The organism is Pseudomonas sp. GW531-T4, assembly GCF_017349615.1.
In the GTDB taxonomy this organism is placed as follows: domain Bacteria; phylum Pseudomonadota; class Gammaproteobacteria; order Pseudomonadales; family Pseudomonadaceae; genus Aquipseudomonas; species Aquipseudomonas chlororaphis_I.
The window spans coordinates 114,625-134,696 of the sequence record NZ_JACMZT010000012.1 but is presented as its reverse complement, the minus strand read 5'-3'; the positions used below and the strand labels follow the sequence as shown (position 1 = coordinate 134,696).

At 63.9% G+C, this 20,072-nt stretch carries 19 protein-coding genes and 1 other RNA gene; 10 read left to right on the top strand and 10 right to left on the bottom strand.

Going from position 1 to position 20,072, the window contains the following annotated elements:
- Positions 1-22: 22 nt before the first annotated feature.
- The 7 genes from gcvT to J4D28_RS12560 form a co-directional block, all read right to left on the bottom strand.
- Entirely contained in the window at positions 23-1,105 is a 1,083-nt protein-coding gene (gene gcvT / locus J4D28_RS12590) for a glycine cleavage system aminomethyltransferase GcvT (RefSeq protein ID WP_009051399.1), read from the bottom strand.
- Positions 1,106-1,261: 156 nt separating this feature from the next.
- Positions 1,262-2,878, bottom strand: a complete 1,617-nt coding sequence (locus tag J4D28_RS12585) for an iron ABC transporter permease (protein ID WP_009051400.1) — start codon at positions 2,876-2,878, stop codon at positions 1,262-1,264.
- A 94-nt stretch (positions 2,879-2,972) separates the two neighbouring features.
- On the bottom strand, positions 2,973-3,974 hold the full coding sequence (locus J4D28_RS12580) for an extracellular solute-binding protein (RefSeq protein WP_009051401.1): 1,002 nt from the start codon (positions 3,972-3,974) through the stop codon (positions 2,973-2,975).
- 208 nt (positions 3,975-4,182) lie between these two features.
- Positions 4,183-5,400, bottom strand: a complete 1,218-nt coding sequence (locus J4D28_RS12575; RefSeq protein ID WP_164485218.1) for a 2-octaprenyl-3-methyl-6-methoxy-1,4-benzoquinol hydroxylase — start codon at positions 5,398-5,400, stop codon at positions 4,183-4,185.
- Positions 5,401-5,521: 121 nt separating this feature from the next.
- Entirely contained in the window at positions 5,522-6,709 is a 1,188-nt protein-coding gene (gene ubiH / locus J4D28_RS12570; RefSeq protein WP_009051404.1) for a 2-octaprenyl-6-methoxyphenyl hydroxylase, read from the bottom strand.
- On the bottom strand, positions 6,706-8,040 hold the full coding sequence (pepP, locus tag J4D28_RS12565; protein ID WP_009051405.1) for a Xaa-Pro aminopeptidase: 1,335 nt from the start codon (positions 8,038-8,040) through the stop codon (positions 6,706-6,708). The genes ubiH and pepP overlap by 4 nt, the downstream gene beginning before the upstream one ends.
- 27 nt (positions 8,041-8,067) lie before the next feature.
- On the bottom strand, positions 8,068-8,625 hold the full coding sequence (locus tag J4D28_RS12560; protein WP_009051406.1) for a YecA family protein: 558 nt from the start codon (positions 8,623-8,625) through the stop codon (positions 8,068-8,070).
- 140 nt (positions 8,626-8,765) lie between these two features.
- Between J4D28_RS12560 and J4D28_RS12555 the strand changes: the two genes are divergently transcribed.
- The 4 genes from J4D28_RS12555 (at position 8,766) to J4D28_RS12540 (ending at position 10,225) form a co-directional block, all read left to right on the top strand.
- Complete coding sequence (locus J4D28_RS12555) at positions 8,766-8,975, top strand: TIGR02449 family protein (protein WP_007911197.1); 210 nt, start codon at positions 8,766-8,768, stop codon at positions 8,973-8,975.
- Positions 8,972-9,295: a cell division protein ZapA gene (locus J4D28_RS12550; protein WP_007926742.1), complete on the top strand. Its 324-nt coding sequence runs from the start codon at positions 8,972-8,974 to the stop codon at positions 9,293-9,295. The genes J4D28_RS12555 and J4D28_RS12550 overlap by 4 nt, the downstream gene beginning before the upstream one ends.
- Before the next feature lie 24 nt (positions 9,296-9,319).
- A non-coding RNA gene (ssrS, locus tag J4D28_RS12545) (6S RNA) lies at positions 9,320-9,498 on the top strand.
- A 121-nt stretch (positions 9,499-9,619) separates the two neighbouring features.
- Entirely contained in the window at positions 9,620-10,225 is a 606-nt protein-coding gene (locus tag J4D28_RS12540) for a 5-formyltetrahydrofolate cyclo-ligase (RefSeq protein WP_009051407.1), read from the top strand.
- Between the two features lie 34 nt (positions 10,226-10,259).
- Here J4D28_RS12540 and J4D28_RS12535 read toward each other — a convergent pair whose 3' ends face one another.
- Entirely contained in the window at positions 10,260-10,406 is a 147-nt protein-coding gene (locus J4D28_RS12535) for a hypothetical protein (protein ID WP_007926740.1), read from the bottom strand.
- A 195-nt stretch (positions 10,407-10,601) separates the two neighbouring features.
- Between J4D28_RS12535 and J4D28_RS12530 the strand changes: the two genes are divergently transcribed.
- The 4 genes from J4D28_RS12530 (at position 10,602) to J4D28_RS12515 (ending at position 15,983) form a co-directional block, all read left to right on the top strand.
- Positions 10,602-11,051, top strand: coding sequence for an EVE domain-containing protein (locus J4D28_RS12530; RefSeq protein WP_009051408.1), 450 nt, complete (start codon positions 10,602-10,604; stop codon positions 11,049-11,051).
- A gap of 134 nt (positions 11,052-11,185) precedes the next feature.
- Positions 11,186-12,151: an HlyD family secretion protein gene (locus J4D28_RS12525; protein ID WP_009051409.1), complete on the top strand. Its 966-nt coding sequence runs from the start codon at positions 11,186-11,188 to the stop codon at positions 12,149-12,151.
- The gene (gene rbbA, locus J4D28_RS12520) at positions 12,148-14,868 is read left to right on the top strand and encodes a ribosome-associated ATPase/putative transporter RbbA (RefSeq protein ID WP_103330868.1); all 2,721 of its coding nucleotides are present in this window, start codon (positions 12,148-12,150) and stop codon (positions 14,866-14,868) included. The genes J4D28_RS12525 and rbbA overlap by 4 nt, the downstream gene beginning before the upstream one ends.
- Positions 14,868-15,983 (top strand): ABC transporter permease, encoded by a 1,116-nt coding sequence (locus tag J4D28_RS12515; protein WP_028683684.1) that lies wholly within the window; start codon positions 14,868-14,870, stop codon positions 15,981-15,983. The genes rbbA and J4D28_RS12515 overlap by 1 nt, the downstream gene beginning before the upstream one ends.
- A gap of 106 nt (positions 15,984-16,089) precedes the next feature.
- Here the strand turns inward: J4D28_RS12515 and J4D28_RS12510 are convergent, their stop codons facing one another.
- On the bottom strand, positions 16,090-16,497 hold the full coding sequence (locus tag J4D28_RS12510; protein WP_053270160.1) for a flagellar basal body-associated protein FliL: 408 nt from the start codon (positions 16,495-16,497) through the stop codon (positions 16,090-16,092).
- Positions 16,498-16,655: 158 nt separating this feature from the next.
- Here J4D28_RS12510 and J4D28_RS12505 point away from each other — a divergent pair, with 158 nt between their 5' ends.
- Both J4D28_RS12505 and glpT read left to right on the top strand, forming a co-directional pair.
- Positions 16,656-17,633: an NADPH:quinone oxidoreductase family protein gene (locus tag J4D28_RS12505; protein WP_103330867.1), complete on the top strand. Its 978-nt coding sequence runs from the start codon at positions 16,656-16,658 to the stop codon at positions 17,631-17,633.
- A gap of 251 nt (positions 17,634-17,884) precedes the next feature.
- A complete protein-coding gene (glpT, locus tag J4D28_RS12500; RefSeq protein WP_007926732.1) occupies positions 17,885-19,234 on the top strand; it encodes a glycerol-3-phosphate transporter in 1,350 nt (449 codons plus the stop codon).
- Here the strand turns inward: glpT and J4D28_RS12495 are convergent.
- Positions 19,231-19,878: a gamma-glutamylcyclotransferase gene (locus J4D28_RS12495; RefSeq protein WP_009051415.1), complete on the bottom strand. Its 648-nt coding sequence runs from the start codon at positions 19,876-19,878 to the stop codon at positions 19,231-19,233. The two genes, glpT and J4D28_RS12495, sit on opposite strands and share 4 nt — an antisense overlap.
- Between the last annotated feature and the right edge of the window lie 194 nt (positions 19,879-20,072).

Genomic DNA, 20,072 nt, shown 5'->3' with positions numbered 1-20,072 from the left:
GGTCGATCCCGCCGGAAATAAGTTAGATCAAGGTCTTGCCATGACGCACGAAGGTCGGTTTTACCACCCGGACCGGGTACCACTTGCCACGGATTTCCACTTCTGCACGGTCGGCGGTAGCCATGGGCACCCGTGCCAGGGCGATCGATTTGCTAAGCGTAGGAGAGAAACTACCACTGGTGATCTCTCCTTCGCCAACATCGGCGATGCGCACCACTTGATGGGCACGCAGCACGCCGCGTTCTTCCAGCACCAGGCCGACCAGTTTGTGCTTCACCCCACCCGCGCGCTCGGCCTCCAGCGCGGTGCGCCCGATGAACTTACGCGACGCCGGTTCCCAGGCGATGCTCCAGGCCATGTTGGCCACCAGCGGTGAAACCTCCTGGTGAATGTCCTGGCCGTACAGGTTCATGCCGGCCTCCAGGCGCAGGGTGTCCCGGGCGCCGAGGCCGATCGGCGAGATGCCCGCGCCGACCAGATCGTTGAAGAACGCCGGGGCCTGGTCGGCCGGCAGGACGATTTCCAGGCCATCTTCACCGGTGTAGCCGGTGCGCGCGATGAACCAGTCGCCATCGGCCTGGCCTTCGAAGGGCTTGAGTTGCTGGATCAGCGTGCCGCGCGACTGGGTCACCAGCTCGGCGATCTTGTGGCGGGCGTGGGGCCCCTGGATCGCCAGCATCGCCAGCTCGGAGCGTTCGTGCAGTTGCACCTGGAAATCGCCCAGTTGCGCGTGCATCCAGGCCATGTCCTGGTCACGGGTGGCGGCGTTGACCACCAGCCGGTAACCGGCGTCGGTGCGGTAGACGATCATGTCGTCGACGATACCGCCGTGCTCGTTGAGCATGGCGCTGTACAAGGCCCTGCCGGGGCTTTGCAGGCGTTCGACGTCGTTGGCCAGCAGGTGCTGGAGCCAGGCCTTGGCCTGGGGTCCGTCGACATCGATCACGGTCATGTGGGATACATCGAAAACCCCGCAATCGCGTCGCACCTGATGGTGCTCCTCGACCTGCGAGCCGTAATGCAGAGGCATATCCCAACCGCCAAAATCGACCATCTTCGCGCCCAGGGCGAGATGAAGGTCATACAGAGGCGTGCGCTGTCCCATGGGTTTCTCCTTCCGGGCGTGGCGAAGGTGCGGGCGGTCGCCGTATGAGCTGAAAGCCTTGAAATAGATGGCTCTCAGACAATTCAAGAGACCCGATCAGAAAGATCGACCGCACCGAATGCCGCGCATTGTAGCCGCAAGGTGTGACACTGGCACCTAACCGATTCGATGAGCGGAGCGTCGGATCAGTCCGATTACCGGCAGCAATCCCACCAGGACCAGGGTCAGGGCCGGCAACGCGGCACGCGCCCATTCGCCCTCGCTGGTCATCTCGAAGATCCGCACCGCCAGCGTGTCCCAGCCGAACGGGCGCATCAGCAGGGTGGCGGGCATTTCCTTGAGCACATCGACGAACACCAGCAACGCCGCGCTCAGGGTGCCGGGCAGCAAAAGCGGCAGATACACTTTGAAAAACAGTCGTGGTCCGCTGACCCCCAGGCTGCGCGCCGCTTCCGGCAACGACGGGCGGATCCGCGCCAGGCTGCTTTCCAGCGGCCCGTAGGCCACCGCGATAAACCGCACCAGATAGGCCAGCAGCAACGCCGCCAGACTGCCCAGCAGCAAGGGTTTGCCCGCCCCGCCGAGCCAGCCCGACAGCGGGATCACCAGCTCGCGGTCCAGATAACTGAAAGCCAGCATGATCGACACCGCCAGCACCGAACCCGGCAAGGCGTAACCCAGGTTGGCCAGGCTGACGCCGGAACGGATCGCCCGGGTCGGTGCCAACCGTCGGGCGAACGCCAGCAGCAGGGCCACGCTGACCGTGATCAGGGCCGCCATGGCGCCCAGGTACAGGGTGTGCAGGATCAGCCCGGCATAACGCTCGTCGAGATCGAAGCGGCCACGCTGCCAGAACCACACCAGCAGTTGCAGCACCGGGATGACGAAGGCACAGGCGAACACCAGCGCGCACCAGCTTGTGGCCACCAGGGCCTTGATGCCATGCAGGTGGTACAGCGCCTTGCCCCGTGGCCGCTCGTTGCCGGAGCGACTGGCGCCGCGGGCGCGACGCTCGCCGTACAGCACCAGCATCACCGCCAGCAGCAACAGGCTGGCCAGCTGCGCGGCGCTGGACAGGCTGAAGAAGCCGTACCAGGTCTTGTAGATGGCGGTGGTGAAGGTGTCGAAGTTGAACACCGCCACCGCGCCGAAGTCCGCCAGGGTTTCCATCAGCGCCAGGGCCACACCGGCGCCGATGGCTGGCCGCGCCATGGGCAGGGCCACGCGCCAGAACGCTTGCCAGGGCGTCTGCCCCAGCACCCGCGCGGCCTCCATCAGGCCTTTGCCCTGGGCCAGGAACGCGGTGCGCGCCAGCAGATACACATAGGGATAGAACACCAGCACCAGGACCAGGATCACCCCGCCGGTGGAACGCACCCGCGGCAGGCGCAGGCCCGTGCCGAACCATTCGCGCAACAGGGTCTGCACCGGGCCGGAAAAGTCCAGCAGGCCGACGAAGACAAAGGCCAGCACGTAGGCCGGAATCGCAAAGGGCAGCATCAGCGCCCAGTCCAGCCAGCGCCTTCCGGGAAACTCGCAGAGGCTGGTCAGCCAGGCCAGGCTCACCCCCAGCAGCGTCACGCCCACACCGACGCCCAGCACCAGGGTCAGGGTGTTGCCCAACAGGCGCGGCATCTGGGTCTCCCACAGGTGCGACCAGATCTGCTGGTCGACCACCTGCCACGACAGCAGCAGCACGCTCAGCGGCAGCAGCACCAGGGCGGCGACGGCAAAAACCAGCGGGTACCAGCGACGTTGGGCGGGATGGGCCACGAAAGACTCTCGAGCGGGATGGATCAATAAAAGGCAATGGCGAACCGGCTAAACAAAACGCCCCGCAAAGGCGGGGCGCAGTATAACCAGCGGATCAGTTCCAGCCAGCACGGTCCATCAGGCGAATGGCCTCGGCCTGACGCTTGCCGGCGACTTCCACCGGCAGGGTGTCAGCCACGAACTTGCCCCAGGCGGCCACTTCAGCGGACGGCGGCACGCTCGGGTTGGCCGGGAACTCCTGGTTCACGTCGGCGAAGATCTTCTGCGCTTCCTCGGTAGTCATCCACTCCACCAGGGCCTTGGCGGCTGCCGGATGCGGAGCGTGCTTGGTCAGGCCGATGCCCGACAGGTTGACGTGCACGCCGCGATCGCCCTGGTTCGGCCAGAACAGTTTGACCGGCAGATCCGGCTTCTGCTTGTGCAGGCGGCCGTAGTAGTAGGTGTTGACGATGCCCACGTCGCACTGGCCGGCGTTGATCGCCTCGAGCACCGCGACATCGTCGGAGAACACGTCGGTGGACAGGTTGTTGACCCAGCCCTTGACGATTTCTTCGGTTTTCGCCGCGCCATGGGTTTCGATCAGGGTCGCGGTCAGCGACTGGTTGTAGACCTTCTTCGCCGTGCGCAGGCACAGGCGGCCTTCCCACTGCTTGTCAGCCAGGGCTTCGTAGGTGGTCAGTTTGGACGGTTTCACCCGCGCGGTGGAGTAGGCGATGGTCCGCGCCCGCAGGCTCAGGCCGGTCCAGGCGTGCGAGGCGGCGCGGTATTGCAGGGGGATGTTGGCGTCGATCACCTTGGAGGTGAACGGCTGCAGGATGCCCATCTGCTCGGCTTGCCACAGGTTGCCGGCATCGACGGTGAGCAGCAGGTCGGCGGTCGCGTTCTCGCCCTCGGCCTTGATCCGCTGCATCAGCGGCGCTTCCTTGTCGGTGATGAACTTCACCTGGACCCCGGTTTTCTGGGTGTAGAGATCGAAGACCGGCTTGATCAGCTCGTCGATACGCGAGGAGTAGACCACCACTTCGTCGGCTGCCTGGACAGTACCGCCAATGAGGGTGAGGGCCAGGGCGGTCAGTAGACGCTTCGGTGCCAACATGGGAGCGGTCTCTCGAAATCAAAGGGGAGTAAATGATAAGGACTACTATTTAGCTTCTCAAACTGAACCGGCGGCCGAGGCGTTACGAGATGTTGCATAACCCGTCGAGGGAACATTGGCCGGGCGATCCGATCGCGAGCAAGCTCGCTCCTACAGGGGGAGCGCCGATACTGTAGGAGCGAGCTTGCTCGCGATGAGGCCATTGGGATCAGGCCTTGGCCAGTTCCGGCAGATCCCCGGTGAGGCCCAGTGCCTGGCGCACGAACAGCGCCTTGGCCTCGGGCATCTGGTCGACCATTTTCAGCCCGGTGTTACGCAACCAGCGCAACGGCAGCGGATCGGCCTGGAACAGCCGCTCGAAGCCCTCCATCGCCGCCATCAGCGCCAGGTTGTGCGGCATGCGCCGCCGCTCGTAACGGCTGAGCACCTTGGTGTCGGCCAGGCGTTCGCCGCGGCTGGCCGCCTGCAGCAGCACCTCGGCCAGCACCGCGGCATCGAGGAAGCCCAGGTTGACCCCCTGCCCGGCCAGCGGATGGATGGTATGAGCCGCGTCGCCGATCAGCGCCAGGCCTTCCGCCACGTAACGCTTGGCATGACGCTGGCGCAACGGCACACAGAGCCTCGGATCGGCGCTCAACACCGCGCCCAGGCGGCCTTCGAAGGCGCGCTCCAGTTCTCGGCAGAAATCGCTGTCGTCCAGCGCCATCAGGCGTTCGGCCTCGCTGGGCGTGGTCGACCAGACAATCGAGCACCAGTCATGCTGACCGTCGCGCTCCAGCGGCAGGAAGGCCAGCGGGCCGTTGTCGGTGAAACGCTGCCAGGCGGTCCTCTGGTGTGGCTCGGCGCAGCACACGCTGGTCACGATGGCGTGATGCAGGTAATCCCATTCGCGGGTGGCGCAGCCGGTCAGGCGCCGCACCGCCGAGTTGGCGCCGTCGGCGGCAATCACCAGCGGCGCGCGCAGGCTGCGGCCATCGGCCAGGGTCAGCAGCCAGTCGTCGCCGGAACGGCGCATCTGCTCCAGGCGGGCATTGGCCAGCAGGCCGATGTCGCAGTTGTGCAGGCGCTCCAGGAGCGCGTCCTGGACCACCCGGTTTTCAACGATGTGGCCCAGCGCCTCGGCATGCACGCTGGCGGCCGAGAAGTGAATCTGCCCGGTGCCGCTGCCATCCCAGACCTGCATCTCGGCATACGGGCTGCTGCGCCGCCGGGTTACCCCTTCCCAGACACCCAGGCGCTCGAGAATCCGCTGGCTGGCCGCCGACAACGCGCTCACCCGCGGCTCGAACGGCGCTTCGCTGTCGAAGGGCTTGACCTTCAGCGGGCTGCCATCGAGCAGCAGCACTTCCAGGCCGCTGTCCTGCAACGCCAGCGCCAGGGCGCTCCCGACCATTCCGGCCCCGACAATCAGCAGATCTGCACGCATTTCCATGCTTTAAGCCTGTCTCGCTTGCGGCTTGAGCCGCACGTAAAGGGTTTTGTCGAGCCGCGCTGCCTGGCTGCCGACACTGTGCTGGATTTCCATGCCCGGTCGCGGGCTCAGCCACTCACGCATCGGGACGGGTACCCAGGCCCATGGCTTGCCGGGCGAACCAGCGCTTGGCCGGCGGCAGCAGGTCCAGGCCCAGCAGCCCGATATTGCGCCCCAGGGACACCAGCGGCAGCTTGCTGCCGAACAAGCGGGTGACCTGGTCGGAGAAGCCCACGGTCAGGTCCTGGTCCAGACGCTGCCGCTCGCGGTAGGCCTGCAAGATGCTGAAATCGCCCGGCGGCGTCGGGCTGACCAGCAAGGCATCGGCCAGCGCCTGGGCGTCGCGCAACGACAGGTTGAAACCCTGCCCGGCAATCGGATGCAGGCTGTGGGCAGCGTTGCCCAGCACCACCAGATGAGGACGCACCTGCTCCTCGGCCTCCACCAGCGACAGCGGATAAAGATGCCGCGCGCCGACCTGTTTCAGGGTGCCCAGGCGATAACCGAATACCCCCTGCAATTCGCTGAGGAAGCTGCGTTCATCCAGCGCGGCCAGGCGCTGCGCGTCCATGCCCAGACGGGTCCAGACCAGCGCGCAGCGGTTCTCCGGCAGCGGCAGCAGGGCCATCGGGCCGTCGTCGGTGAAGCGCTCGAAGGCCATGCCGTTATGGGCTTCGCTCGGGGTGATATTGGCGATCAGCGCGCTCTGGTTGTAGGGGCGCTTTTTCACCCCGATACCCAGTTGCTCGCGCAGCCCGGAGCGACCGCCGTCGGCCAGCACCGCCAGCTCGCAATCCAGGCTGGTTTCATCGTTGAGGGTCAGGCGATAGCCGTCTTCCAGCGGCTCCATGCGCGTGACTTCGGCCGGGCAGCGCCAGCTCACCACGTCCTTGTCCAGCCCCTGCCAGAGGCATTGGCCGAGCCAGGCGTTTTCCACCACATAACCCAGGGCGGGAACGCCCTCCTCCATGGCCGACAGCCGCGCGGTGGAAAACCGCCCACGGTCGGAGACATGGATCTGTTTGATCGGCTCGGCGCGACGGGAGATTTCCTGCCACACACCCAGCCGTTGATAGATCTGCCGCGCGCCGAACGACAGCGCCGAAGAACGCGCGTCGTAGCTGGGCTGATAGGTATCGCCCGGAGCGAACGGCTCGATCAGCACGATTTTCCAGCCGCGCTCCTTGGCGCCGGCCTGCAAGGCCAGGGCCAGGCTGGCACCGACCAGGCCACCGCCGATGATCGCCAGATTGACCCGGTTCATGCTGCATGGCTCCGTGCGGCGGCCATCAGGGCCTCGATCTCGGCCACGGTCTTTGGCACGCCACCGGTGAGAATTTCACAGCCTTGCTTGGTTACCACCACGTCATCCTCGATGCGCACGCCAATGCCGCGCCATTTCTTCGCCACGTTCTGATTGTCCGGCGCGATGTAGATACCCGGCTCGACCGTCAGGGCCATGCCGACTTCCAGCACCCGCCATTCGCCGCCGACCTTGTACTCGCCGACATCATGCACATCCATGCCCAGCCAGTGGCCGGCGCGGTGCATGTAAAACGCCTTGTAGGCTTCGCTGGCGATCAACTCGTCCACCTCGCCTTCGAGCAGCCCCAGCTTGACCAGCCCGGCGGTGATCACCTTGACGGTCGCCTCGTGAGCCTGGTTCCAGTGCTTGTTCGGCGCGATCTCGGCAAAGGCGGCTTCCTGGGAGGCCAGCACCAGCTCGTAGATCGCCTTCTGCTCGGCGGAAAACTTGCCGTTCACCGGCCAGGTGCGGGTGATATCGCTGGCATAACAATCGATCTCGCAACCGGCGTCGATCAGCACCAGATCGCCGTCCTTGAGCAACGCGTCGTTCTGCTGGTAATGCAGGATGCAGCTGTTGCGCCCGGCGGCGACGATCGAGCCGTAGGCCGGCATCTTCGCCCCGCCCCGGCGGAACTCGTAGTCCAGCTCGGCTTCCAGGCTGAACTCGTACAAGCCGGCGCGGCTGGCCTGCATGGCCCGAATATGGGCCTGGGCGGAAATCCGCGCGGCCTCGCGCATCACCTTCACTTCCGCCGCCGATTTATACAGGCGCATGTCGTGCAGCAGATGATCCAGGGCAACGAATTCGTTCGGCGGCTGGGCGCCCAGGTGCGCCTTGGAGCGGATCACATTGATCCATTCCATCAGGTGGCGATCGAACTCGGGGTTGCTGCCCATGGCCGAATACACCCGGTCGCGGCCTTCGATAAGGCCCGGCAGGATGTCGTCGATATCGGTGATGGGAAAGGCATCGTCGGCGCCGTAATCGCGAATCGCGCCTTCCTGGCCAGCCCGCAGGCCGTCCCAGAGTTCACGCTCGGCATTGCGCTCGCGGCAGAACAGGATGTACTCGCCATGCTCGCGACCGGGCATCAGCACGATCACCGCCTGGGGTTCGGGGAAACCGCTGAGGTACTGGAAATCGCTGTCCTGGCGGTAGACATGCTCGACGTCGCGGTTGCGGATCGCCACCGCGGCAGCCGGCAGGATCGCGATGCTGTTGGGTTCCATCTGCGCCATGAGCGCCTTGCGGCGGCGGGTGTATTCCGATTTCGGGATATGGATCATGGGCAGACGGATTTCCCTATCGAACGATCAGTGCAGAGAAGGCTTGGCGGCCGGTTCAACCGTCTTGTTGGTCTCGGTAAACAGCAGCAGCGGGGCGACCCGCAGGTATTCCATCACTTCCATGTAGTCGCTTTCGCCGTCGTCGGACTCTTCCAGTGCGTCCTGGACCTGGGCGATCGCCGCAAGGTCCTGCAACACTTCCGTGGCCTCGGCGCTCAGGGCGCTGCTGTCACGGGAGTTCAGGCCAAAGCCGGTGAGGAAACCCTGGCACCATTGACCCAGGGCCGCGGCGCGCTCGGCCAGCGGAGCGTCGTCGGTGGGCAGCAGCAGAACGACGGTCATGTCGTCGCTGGTCAGCTCGCCCTTGACCATTTCCTGCAGGCCGATCAAGGCGTTGCGAACATTGTCCTGCGGCTCGCCTTCGAGCAGTTCGGCGGCGTCGATCAGCCAGCCGTCGACCTCGAAGCCGGCGCCGGCGCAGCTGCGACCCAGCAACAGGCCATGCAATTCGGCAGGCGAGACAGGGTGACCGCTGCTGCTGAGCAGGGTGGCGAAAGCGTTGTACGGGGAATTCTGAATGGGCATGGGTAGCTAGGCGCCAAGCGGCGCAATGTCTAGAATGGAGGCCTTGTATCCTAGCATCGGCAGACGCGCCAAGACCATCGAGGCCGTCAACTCGTTTGCCCGGGCAGTTGCCACTCATCAGACAAATCCAGTGGGATCCAATGGAAGACACCGATCTGCAAGCGCTGATGGCTAGACTCGAACTGCTAATTGGCCGGGTCGAGCAACTAAAGAGTCAAAACGCACTCTTATTAGCTCAGGAAAAGACTTGGCGCGAGGAACGCGCGCACCTCATTGAAAAAAACGAAATCGCCCGGCGTAAGGTCGAATCGATGATTTCGCGCCTCAAGGCCCTGGAGCAAGACTCATGAGTTCAAGCAATAGCGTTACCGTGCAGATCCTCGACAAAGAGTATTCGATCATCTGCCCCCAGGAAGAACGTAGCAATCTGGTGAGCGCCGCCCGGTACCTGGATGGCAAGATGCGTGAGATCCGCAGCAGCGGCAAAGTCATTGGCGCCGATCGTATCGCCGTGATGGCCGCCCTCAACATTACCCACGATCTGCTGCACAAGCAGGACCGCCCTGACGTGCAAGCCAGCGGTTCGACCCGCGAACAGGTGCGCGATCTGCTCGAGCGCGTGGATCTGGTGCTTGCCACCGACACCGATACAACCAAGGCTGATTCCTGAGGGTGGTTGCGGTATAATCCCCACCACTCCCTGGGGTGCTTGCCAGTTGGCGATGTCCCTGAGCCGATTCGCACTACCCTGGAAGTTGCACGTTGGGCCGGTGTGCATGTCCGCTAGACGGAAAGCCTTAACGCCTACTGCATCTTCCGCCTTGAACTTTCGGGTTCAAGGGCTAAGTCGACAGCGGTTCATCCGGGGAGCCTGAATTCAATACCAATGCCAGCTATGCAAATAGCTGGCATTGTTTTTTTCGGCTCCGTTTTTTTTCAGTTCAGGGTTATTTGATACGCTGTCCTGCCGTACCCCACCCGGACCCGAGCGACCATGACCGAACCGGCGCCGCTTTCCCGCCCGCAACTTCGACGCATACTGCGCAAAGCCCGCCGCGCCCTCACCGCCAGCGAACAACGCCAGGCCTCTCGTGGGCTGTATCGGCAACTGGCGCAGCATCCGCTGTTCCGCCGCGCCAGGCACATCTCCCTTTACCTGCCCATGGACGGTGAAATCGATCCGCGCCCGCTGCTGCTGGCCGCGCAACGCCGGGGCAAGGCGACCTATCTGCCGGTGCTCAGCGCCTGGCCCCAGACCAAGATGGTGTTTCAGCGCGTTCGCCCCGGGGAAAAACTGCGCCCCAACCGCTTCCGCATTCCCGAGCCACGGAGAAGCCTGGCCCGGCAACGCAAGGTCTGGGCGCTGGACCTGGTGCTGTTGCCGCTGGTCGGCTTCGATGAGGCGGGTGGACGCCTGGGAATGGGCGGTGGTTTCTATGATCGCAGCCTGGCCTATCTGGCACGGCGCAAAAGCTGGCGCAAGCCGACGCTGCTGGGGTTGGCCCATGAATGTCAGAAAGTCGCGAAACTGGATCAGGCGAGCTGGGATGTACCGCTGCAAGGAACGGTGACGGACAAGAAATGGTATTTCGCGAAATAGGCGCCACCACAAGAGAGCGGCGCCCTGGAAGGGATCAACGTTTGTAAGGCTGCTGCTGTTGCGCGAGTTCGACCGGAGCGTCGGTCTTGTTGGCCCACAAGCTCTGCGCATAACCGGTTGTCACCACGCCCAAACCGAACAAAATAACCAAAATCCATAGTAAATCCGGTTTGCGTTGCATCGATTGCCCCCCTCAGGCAAATCACACACGATGACAGCAACGGTTTCCATAACAGGCCGTGCAGCAGCGTCAAGCTTAAAATCCCGGCATTCTGCGATAACGTGAACCGACACGCAAATGCTGACGTCAACCGACTGTCGGTTTGTCATAAAATTGCCCGACAACTTGCCCACGTCCCTCTGGAGAGCAAAGAAAATGGCCTATTGGCTGATGAAATCCGAACCGGAAGAACTCTCGATCGAGGGCCTGGCACTCAAGAAACAGGCGCGCTGGGACGGCGTGCGCAACTACCAGGCGCGAAACTTCCTGCGCAACATGGCGCTGGGTGACCAGTTCTTCTTTTATCACTCCAGCTGCCCCGAGCCGGGCATTGCCGGGATCGGCCAGATCATCGAGGCCGCCTACCCGGATCCGACCGCCCTGGAACCGGAAAACCCACACTTCGATCCCAAGGCCAGCGCCGAGAAAAACGCCTGGAGCGCCGTCGACGTCGCCCATGTCGAAACCTTCCCCAAGGTGCTGCGCCTGGATTATCTGAAGCAGCAAAGCGCCCTCGCCGAGCTGCCCCTGGTGCAGAAAGGCAGCCGGCTGTCCGTGATGCCGGTGACCGCCGAACAGTGGGCGGCAGTACTCGCGTTGCGCTGAACAGGCCGCCAGCGCTACTCAGGCAGGCATCCCGCGCACAACGTACTAGGCTTGCCCGTTCATTTGACGGACATCAAGTCGCCTAACGGCTTGAGCCGCCAGACTAGAATGCTATAGCCGCAGGGATACACCCAATGCCGACGAATCACCGCTCCTCCCGTCTTTTTGCCTTCGCCTTGCTGGCATTGCTGCTGATCGCGGGCGGTTTTGGTTATTGGAAATCCACCCTGGACCGCCTGCCCGAAGGCCTGAGCATGGGCAACGGCCGGCTTGAAGCCACCGAAGTGCAGATCGCCAGCAAGACGCCCGGACGCCTGGCCGAAGTGCTGGTCGACGAAGGCGACAAAGTATCCAAGGACCAGCTGCTGGCCCGCATGGACACCCGCACCCTGGAAGCCCAGCGCGCCCAGGCCGAGGCCGATGTGGTGCGCACCCGGGAAAACCTCGCGGCGGCCGAAGCCAACGTGCAGCTGCGCCAGAGCGAACTGCTGCTGGCCAACCAGGAACTCAAGCGCTCCCGGGAACTGTTCAAGCGTGGTTTCGCCAGCCAGCAGATCATCGACCAGCAGCAGGCGCGCCTGAACACTGGCAACGCCGCCGTCCAGGCAGCCCAGGCCCAGGTCGCCGCGGTGCGCGCCGCCATTGGCTCGGCCAAGGCGCTGGTCGCCCAGCTGACCAGCGAGATCGACGACAGCAGCCTGCGCGCGCCCATCGACGGCATCATCCAGCTGCGCCTGGCCGAACCGGGCGAGGTGCTGGGCGCCGGCGGCCGGGTGTTGCTGCTGATCGACCCGAGCGACCAGTACATGAACCTCTACCTGTCCGCTTCGGTGACCGGCCGCCTGGCCGTCGGCAGCGAGGCGCGGATCCTGCTCGACGCCCTGCCCGATCAACCGCTGCCGGCGAAAATCAGCTTTGTCGCGGCCAAGTCCCAGTTCACCCCCAAGGAAGTGGAAACCCGCGATGAGCGCCAAAAACTGGTGTTCCGCGTCAAGCTGCGGCTGACCGAACCCAGCGCCGTTCCGCAGGCCAAGCCGGGCATGCCCGGCGCCGGCTACGTGCGCACCGCGACCGTGGACTGGCCGGCCAACCTGCAATGAACGAGCTGGCGCTGCAGGCCACCGGCATAAATCACCGTTATGGCTCGCAACAGGCCCTGGCCGACCTCACCTTCAGCCTGCCCGCCGGCACCCGCTGTGGGCTGATCGGCCCGGATGGCGCCGGCAAGTCGAGCCTGCTGGGCTTGATCGCCGGGGTGAAGAAGCTGCAGCAGGGCCAACTGCAAGTGCTCGGCGGCTCCATCGAGCAACGTCGCCATCGCAACAGCCTGTACGCACGGATCGCCTTCATGCCCCAGGGCCTGGGCGGCAACCTGTATCCCGAGCTGTCGATCCAGGAAAACATCCGCTTCTTCGCCACCCTGTTCGGCCTGTCGAAAAGCCAATGCGAACAGCGCATGCACAACCTGTTGCTGGCCACCGACCTGCTGCGCTTCGCCGAACGACCCGCGGGCAAGCTGTCCGGTGGGATGAAGCAGAAGCTCGGGCTGTGCTGCGCGCTGATCCATGAGCCAGACCTGCTGATCCTCGACGAGCCCACCACCGGTGTCGACCCGCTGTCGCGGCGGCGCTTCTGGGAACTGGTGGACGAGGTTCGCCGCCAGCGCCCGCAACTGACGCTGCTGGTGGCCACCGCCTATATGGAGGAAGCCGAACAGTTCGAACACTGCCTGATGCTCGACCGCGGCCGGCTGATTGCCCAGGGCTTGAGCCGGGAACTGGCCATCGTCACGCCCAGTGGCAAGCTCGACGACGCCTTCACCCACTTTCAGGGCGACAGCGGGCATGACAACCAGCCGCTGGTGATTCCGCCCAGAACCGCAGGCGATCAGCAAATCGCCATCGAAGCCCATGAGCTGACCTTGCGTTTCGGCGATTTCACCGCCGTGAACAAGGTCAGCTTCGCCATTGGCCGGGGCGAGATTTTCGGCTTCCTCGGTTCCAACGGCTGCGGCAAGACCACCACCATGAAGGTCCTGACCGGGCTGATGCCGGCCACCGAGGGCAGCGCCAAACTGCTGGGCAACCCGGTGGACGCCAAGGACCTGGCCACCCGCAAGCGCGTGGGCTTCATGTCCCAGAGCTTTTCGCTGTACGGCGAACTCAGCGTGCGCCAGAATCTGGTGCTGCACGCCCGGCTGTTCGACCTGCACAAGGCCGAGAGCGGCCCGCGGATCGAAGAGCTGATCCGCCGTTTCGCCCTCCAGGAGATTGCCGAACAACCCTCCGGCGCCCTGCCCCTGGGCTTGCGCCAGCGCCTGTCCCTGGCGGTGGCGGTGCTGCACCGTCCGGAAGTGTTGATCCTCGACGAGCCGACCTCGGGCGTCGACCCGGCGGCCCGCGATGACTTCTGGCGCCTGTTGATCGAGCTGTCGCGGGAACAGGGGGTGACGATCTTTCTGTCCACCCACTTCATGAACGAAGCCCAGCGCTGCGACCGCATCTCGCTGATGCACGCCGGCCAGGTGCTGGCTTGCGATACGCCGGCCGCCCTGCAGCAACAGTTCGCCGGCGAAACCCTGGAAGCCGCTTTTGTCCGCTGCCTGGAAGACGCCCAGGGCACGTCGGAACCACCGCCCCCAGCCACGCCACAGTCCGAGGTCGCCAGCGCCATGCACAGTGACGGTCGGCGCTTCAGCCTGTCGCGCCTGATCGCCGTGGCCACCCGCGAAGGCAAGGAGCTGATGCGCGACCGGGTGCGCCTGAGCTTCGCCTTGCTCGGGGCGCTGTTCATGATGGTGATCTTTGGCTACGGCATTTCCCTGGACGTGGAAAACCTCGCCTTCGCCGTCTACGACCAGGACCAGACGCCGCAAAGCCGCGCCTACCTGGAAGCCTTCCGCAGCTCCCGCTACTTCAAGGAGCAGAAGCCGATCCGTGACGCCGCCGAGCTGCACCGGCGCCTGCAACGCTCGGAGATCAAGCTGGCCCTGGAGATTCCTCCCGGCTTCGGCCGCGACCTGTACGCCGGGCGCCAGCCCGCGGTGGCCGCCTGGCTCGACGGCGGCATGCCGTTTCGCGCCGAGACCAGTCGCAACTATGTCGAGGCGGTGCATCAGGCCAATATCGAATTGCTCGCCGAACACAGCAGCCCGGCCCTGGGGCGACCGCCCGCGGCCCGCCTGGAAACGCGCTTTCGCTACAACCAGGACGTGGTCAGCGTGAATGCCATCGGCCCCGGGGTGATGGCGCTGATCCTGGCGTTCATCCCGGCGATGCTCACGGCGCTGGGCATCGTGCGCGAGAAGGAGCTGGGCTCGATCACCAACTTCTACGCCACGCCGCTCAAGCGCCTGGAGTTTCTCCTGGGCAAACAGGCGCCTTACCTGGGCCTGAGCCTGATCAACCTGGCATTGCTGGTGGCCATGAACCGCTGGCTGTTCGGCGTACCCTTCAAGGGCAGCGGCCTGACCCTGGCCTTCGGCGGCCTGCTTTATGTGTTGGCCACCACCAGCCTGGGCCTGTTGATTTCCGCCTTCACCCGCACCCAGATCGCGGCGATCCTCGGCACCATGATCATCACCAGCCTGCCGACCATCCAGTTCTCCGGGCTGATCGTGCCGCGCTCGTCGCTGGACGGCGCCGCGGCGCTGATGGGGCAACTGTTCCCCGCCGGTTACTTCCTCGACATTGCCGTCGGCACCTTCACCAAGGCCCTGGACCTGCGCCAGCTGTGGCCACAGTGTCTGGCGCTGTTCGGGTTCTTCCTCGGGTTCACCGGGCTGAGCCTGGCGATGCTGAAAAAGCAGGAGGCTTGATGCACCGGTTCAACCACATCCTGCGCCTGGGCCTCAAGGAGCTCACCAGCCTGCGACATGACAGCGTGTTGCTGCTGTTCCTGCTGTACGCCTTCACCGTGGCCATCTACATGCCCGCGGCCGGGTCGGTGATTGGCGTGCACAACGCCAGCGTCGCGCTGGTGGACGAAGACCACAGCCATCTCTCGCGCCAGCTGGCCGAGGCCCTGCAACCCCCGGAATTCCAGAACCCGGAGCCGTTGCCCTACGACCAGCTGGACCAGGTCATGGACAGCGGCCAGTTCACCTTCGTCATCAATGTGCCGGCCAACTTCCAGAACGACCTGCTGGCCGGGCGCCAACCCAGCGTGCAAGTGAATGTCGACGCCACCGCCATGAGCCAGGCCTTCATGGGCGCCGGTTATATCGGGCGGATTTTCCAGCGTGAACTGTCGAACTACAGCCAGGCCGACCCCGCAAGCCGGATGCCGGCCCAACTGACCAGTCGCGCGCTGTTCAACACCAATCTGCAGGGCGGCTGGTTTCTGGCGGTGATCCAGATCGTCAACAACATCACCATCCTTGCCATTATCCTGACCGGTACGGCGCTGCTGCGCGAGCGCGAGCACGGCACCCTAGACCATCTGCTGGTGCTGCCGCTGACCGCCCTGGAAATCATGCTGGCGAAGATCTGGAGCAACATGCTGGTGGTGGTGCTCTGCACCTGGGTGTCGCTGGAGGTGATCGTCAAAGGCGTGCTGGGCGTGCCGCTGGCCGGTTCGCTGGGGCTGTTCCTCGCGGTGACCGCGCTTTACCTGTTCGCCAGCACCGCGCTGGGGATCTTTCTCGCCACGCTGGCGCGTTCGACCCCGCAATTCGGCTTGCTGGCGATTCCGGTGATCATCCCGATGTTGCTGCTGTCGGGCGGTAGCACCCCGTTGGACAGCATGCCTCAGTGGCTGCAATGGGTGATGCAGGGCTCGCCGTCGACGCACTTCGTCAGCCTCAGCGCCGCGATCCTGTTTCGCGATGCCGGCATCAGGGTGGTCTGGCCAGACCTGCTGGCCCTGGCGGTGATCGGCCTGCTGTTCTTTGGCATTGCCCTGGCGAGGTTTCGCAGGAGCCTGGCGTCCTGAGCGACTGGTAGGAGCGAAGCTTGCTCGCGATCAGCCGTCAGGCTGGAATTTGGCGGGGTCCGCGATATCGCTATCGCGGGCAAGCCTCGCTCCTACGGATCCAGCGTTACTGGATGATCAGGTTGTTGAACAGCAGGTCTTCCACCACCGGCTTGCCGGTTTCGTCGTTCATCACCTGCTGGGTCTGCTTCAGGGCTTCCTGGCGCAGCTTTTCCTTGGCTTCGACGTTGTTCATGGTTTCCGTGGTCTGCTGGGCGAACAGCGCCACCAACTGGTTGCGGATCAACGGCTCGTTGGCCCTCACCGCCTGGGCGGCGGCATCGCCGGTCACCCGCAGGGCGACGTCAGCCTTGTAGACCTTGAGCTTCGGGCCGCCATCCAGCCCGTAGTTGCCCACGAACGGCGGGGTCAGGCTGATGTAACTGACTTTCGGTGCTTCGCCCTCTTTGGCTTCCTCGGCCATGGCTGCCATGGGCAGAGACAGGGCCAGCATCAACATGATCCACGCTTTCACAATTCGCTCCTTATCCGGTAGGCGGTCTAGCATAAAGGCCCCTCTGCCTGAGCCCAAGCACAAAGCTTATGGCTGGTTATCAGGCCGGGGCATGCTCGTTGACCGCGTTATTCACCCACCTACACTTATCGGCCATCACTCCCAAAGGAATAGCCCTGATGAAAGCCGTGCTGTGCAAAGCCTTCGGCCCCGCCGAAACGCTGGTGCTGGAAGACGTCGCGAGTCCTGTACCGAAGAAGAACGAAATCCTGCTGCAGGTGCACGCAGCCGGGGTGAACTTCCCGGACACGCTGATCATCGAGGGCAAATACCAGTTCAAGCCACCCTTCCCGTTCTCGCCCGGTGGCGAGGCCGCGGGAGTGGTCGGCGCTGTCGGCGAGAAGGTGAGCCACCTCAAGGTCGGCGACCGGGTCATGGCGCTGACCGGCTGGGGCAGCTTTGCCGAGGAAGTGGCGGTGCCGGGCTACAACGTCCTGCCGATTCCAGCGTCGATGGACTTCAATACCGCTGCCGCCTTCAGCATGACCTACGGCACCTCGATGCATGCCCTCAAGCAACGCGGCAACCTGCAACCGGGTGAAACCCTGCTGGTACTCGGCGCTTCTGGCGGTGTCGGCCTGGCGGCGGTGGAAATCGGCAAGGCCATGGGCGCCCGGGTCATCGCCGCCGCCAGCAGCGCCGAGAAACTCGCGGTGGCCAAGGCCGCCGGCGCCGATGAGTTGATCAACTACAGCGAAACCAGCCTGAAGGACGAGGTCAAGCGCCTGACCGACGGCCAGGGCGCCGACGTGATCTACGACCCGGTCGGCGGCGACCTGTTCGACCAGGCCATCCGCTCCATCGCCTGGAACGGCCGGCTGCTGGTGGTGGGTTTTGCCAGCGGACGCATTCCCGAGCTGCCGGTCAACCTGACGCTGCTCAAGGGCGCCGCGGTGGTGGGTGTGTTCTGGGGTTCGTTCGCCCAGCGCCAGCCCCAGGACAACGCGGCGAACTTCCAGCAGTTGTTCGGCTGGTTCGCCGAAGGCAAGTTGAAACCGCTGGTCTCGCAGGTCTATCCGCTGAGCAATGCCGCCAGCGCCATCAACGATCTTGGCCAGCGCAAGGCGGTGGGCAAGGTGGTGGTCCAGGTTCGCTGAAGCCCCTGCGCTCTATCGGAGCCTGCTCGCAATAACCGGATGAACCTGTTTATCGTGAGCAAGCTCTTCTCCCACCCGCCGCAGCCGCCGGCACCAGAAACGCCCCCTGCTTATCTTTAAGCGACATGTTCGTAAAAGAACATGCAAATGCTCCTGTGTTGCGTGCTCCCAGATAAGATGCAGTGCTATTTTCGGTAACGAAACTGTAACATTCGCATCCGCAGTCAAAACAAGAAATTTGGAGCTCTTGAATGTTTGCTTTCTTTCGACCTGCCGCACACCAGGCGCCCCTGCCTGACGAAAAAATAGACAGCACCTACCGCCGCCTGCGCTGGCAGATCTTCGCCGGGATCTTCATCGGCTACGCCGGCTACTACCTGCTGCGCAAGAACTTCTCCCTGGCCATGCCGTACCTGATCGAAGAGGGTTACACCCGCGGTCAGCTGGGCCTGGCCATGTCGGCGATCGCCATCGCCTACGGCCTGTCCAAGTTCCTCATGGGCTTGGTGTCCGACCGCTCCAACCCGCGCTACTTCCTGCCCTTCGGCCTGCTGGTGTCGGCCGGGGTGATGTTCATTTTCGGTTTCGCACCCTGGGCCACGTCCAGCGTGACCATGATGTTCATCCTGCTGTTCATCAACGGTTGGGCCCAGGGCATGGGCTGGCCGCCAAGCGGGCGGACCATGGTGCACTGGTGGTCGCAGAAGGAACGCGGCGGCGTGGTTTCGGTATGGAACGTTGCGCACAACGTCGGCGGCGGCCTGATCGGCCCGCTGTTCCTGCTCGGCATGGGCTGGTTCAACGACTGGCACGCGGCGTTCTACGTCCCGGCCGCCGTGGCCTTGATGGTGGCGCTGTTCGCCTTCGTCACCATGCGCGACACCCCGCAATCGGTCGGCCTGCCGCCAATCGAGAAATACAAGAACGACTACCCGGAAGGCTACGACGCCAGCCACGAAGAAGAATTCAGCGCCAAGGAAATCTTCGTCAAATACGTGCTGCGCAACAAAATGCTCTGGTACATCGCCATGGCCAACGTCTTCGTCTACCTGCTGCGCTACGGTGTACTGGACTGGGCGCCGACCTACCTCAAGGAAGCCAAGCACTTCACCGTGGATAAAACCTCATGGGCGTACTTCTTCTACGAGTGGGCGGGGATTCCGGGCACCCTGCTATGCGGCTGGATGTCGGACAAGATCTTCCGTGGCAACCGTGGCCTGACCGGCATGGTGTTCATGGCGCTGGTGACCGTGGCGACCCTGGTGTACTGGCTGAACCCGGCCGGCAACCCGACCATCGACATGATCGCGCTGTTCTCCATCGGCTTCCTGATCTACGGCCCGGTGATGCTGATCGGCCTGCAGGCCCTGGAACTGGCGCCGAAGAAAGCCGCCGGCACCGCCGCGGGCTTTACCGGGCTGTTCGGCTACCTGGGTGGCTCGGTCGCGGCCAGCGCGGCGATGGGCTACACCGTGGACCACTTCGGCTGGGACGGCGGTTTTGTCCTGCTGGTAGGCGCCTGCCTGCTGTCGATGGCCTTCCTGGCCCCGACCCTGTGGCACAAACAGGTCGCCAGCCAGAGCCGCGAAGCCATTGCCTAGTGTGTTGCTGACTTACAGCGCTTGAGCCGCGCCTCCAGATTACGGTCTGGCATGGCGTGGCTACGCAGGGCGTGCACGGTCTGCTCGACATAATCGCGAGTGGTGCCGTAGCGCCCGCAGGCGCTTTCAAATACCTGGCTCAGCACATGGTCCGGCAGGTTGCCGGCATAGCTGGGCAGGTGTCGCTCCAGAACGAACCCCAGGGCCTGAACCCGGCTACCGTCTTCAAGACGGCAGTTGAGCCAGTGCGGGCGATAGGACGGGTATGGCATCTCGCGCTGCCACAGCGCATACAGCGAAGTTTCCAGCTGTTCTTCCGGCAAGCGATAGGCGAAGCCGCTGCAGGAACCGCCACGATCCAGGCCAAAGACCAGCCCCGGCTTCTCCGGCGTGCCACGGTGTTCATGGGACCACAGGTACAAGCCGCGATGGTAGCCATGCACTCGCCCGCGCATGCGCTCGACCGCCGAACATTCGGGGCGCCAGATCAGCGAACCGTAGGCAAACAACCAGACCGGCCCGCCCTTGTGGCGTGCCATGGTGGACTGCATCGAGCTGAGGAGCTGTTCGTGGGTGAGCTGCGGCCCCAGGTCGAGCCGCGGAGGGTAAGCCAGATTCAAAAAACTGGATTCAATGGCTGTCATGGCGAATAGCGTTCGGCTCCCCGCGTATAAAGAATTACTTAATAGAACGCACGGCTGTAACTCCAAGACACATATGTTTCAAGTGTTTCAAGGCAAGTTAAGTGCCATCGAAGAGTTTTAACTTTCAATAATGCGTGGCATATAACCTACCGGCATTTATCTAATTAAATAAATACCGATGGGCTATATAGGAA

Excerpts from the sequence above, each read along its gene's own strand:
- ubiH (WP_009051404.1), bottom strand. The coding sequence starts at position 6,709 with ATGAACCGGGTCAATCTGGCGATCATCGGCGGTGGCCTGGTCGGTGCC.
- J4D28_RS12540 (WP_009051407.1), top strand. The coding sequence starts at position 9,620 with ATGACCGAACCGGCGCCGCTTTCCCGCCCGCAACTTCGACGCATACTG.
- J4D28_RS12525 (WP_009051409.1), top strand. The coding sequence starts at position 11,186 with ATGCCGACGAATCACCGCTCCTCCCGTCTTTTTGCCTTCGCCTTGCTG.
- J4D28_RS12555 (WP_007911197.1), top strand. The coding sequence starts at position 8,766 with ATGGAAGACACCGATCTGCAAGCGCTGATGGCTAGACTCGAACTGCTA.
- J4D28_RS12505 (WP_103330867.1), top strand. The coding sequence starts at position 16,656 with ATGAAAGCCGTGCTGTGCAAAGCCTTCGGCCCCGCCGAAACGCTGGTG.
- J4D28_RS12550 (WP_007926742.1), top strand. The coding sequence starts at position 8,972 with ATGAGTTCAAGCAATAGCGTTACCGTGCAGATCCTCGACAAAGAGTAT.
- J4D28_RS12580 (WP_009051401.1), bottom strand. The coding sequence starts at position 3,974 with ATGTTGGCACCGAAGCGTCTACTGACCGCCCTGGCCCTCACCCTCATT.
- J4D28_RS12575 (WP_164485218.1), bottom strand. The coding sequence starts at position 5,400 with ATGCGTGCAGATCTGCTGATTGTCGGGGCCGGAATGGTCGGGAGCGCC.
- J4D28_RS12530 (WP_009051408.1), top strand. The coding sequence starts at position 10,602 with ATGGCCTATTGGCTGATGAAATCCGAACCGGAAGAACTCTCGATCGAG.
- pepP (WP_009051405.1), bottom strand. The coding sequence starts at position 8,040 with ATGATCCATATCCCGAAATCGGAATACACCCGCCGCCGCAAGGCGCTC.
- J4D28_RS12535 (WP_007926740.1), bottom strand. The coding sequence starts at position 10,406 with ATGCAACGCAAACCGGATTTACTATGGATTTTGGTTATTTTGTTCGGT.
- J4D28_RS12560 (WP_009051406.1), bottom strand. The coding sequence starts at position 8,625 with ATGCCCATTCAGAATTCCCCGTACAACGCTTTCGCCACCCTGCTCAGC.
- rbbA (WP_103330868.1), top strand. The coding sequence starts at position 12,148 with ATGAACGAGCTGGCGCTGCAGGCCACCGGCATAAATCACCGTTATGGC.
- gcvT (WP_009051399.1), bottom strand. The coding sequence starts at position 1,105 with ATGGGACAGCGCACGCCTCTGTATGACCTTCATCTCGCCCTGGGCGCG.
- glpT (WP_007926732.1), top strand. The coding sequence starts at position 17,885 with ATGTTTGCTTTCTTTCGACCTGCCGCACACCAGGCGCCCCTGCCTGAC.
- J4D28_RS12515 (WP_028683684.1), top strand. The coding sequence starts at position 14,868 with ATGCACCGGTTCAACCACATCCTGCGCCTGGGCCTCAAGGAGCTCACC.
- J4D28_RS12495 (WP_009051415.1), bottom strand. The coding sequence starts at position 19,878 with ATGACAGCCATTGAATCCAGTTTTTTGAATCTGGCTTACCCTCCGCGG.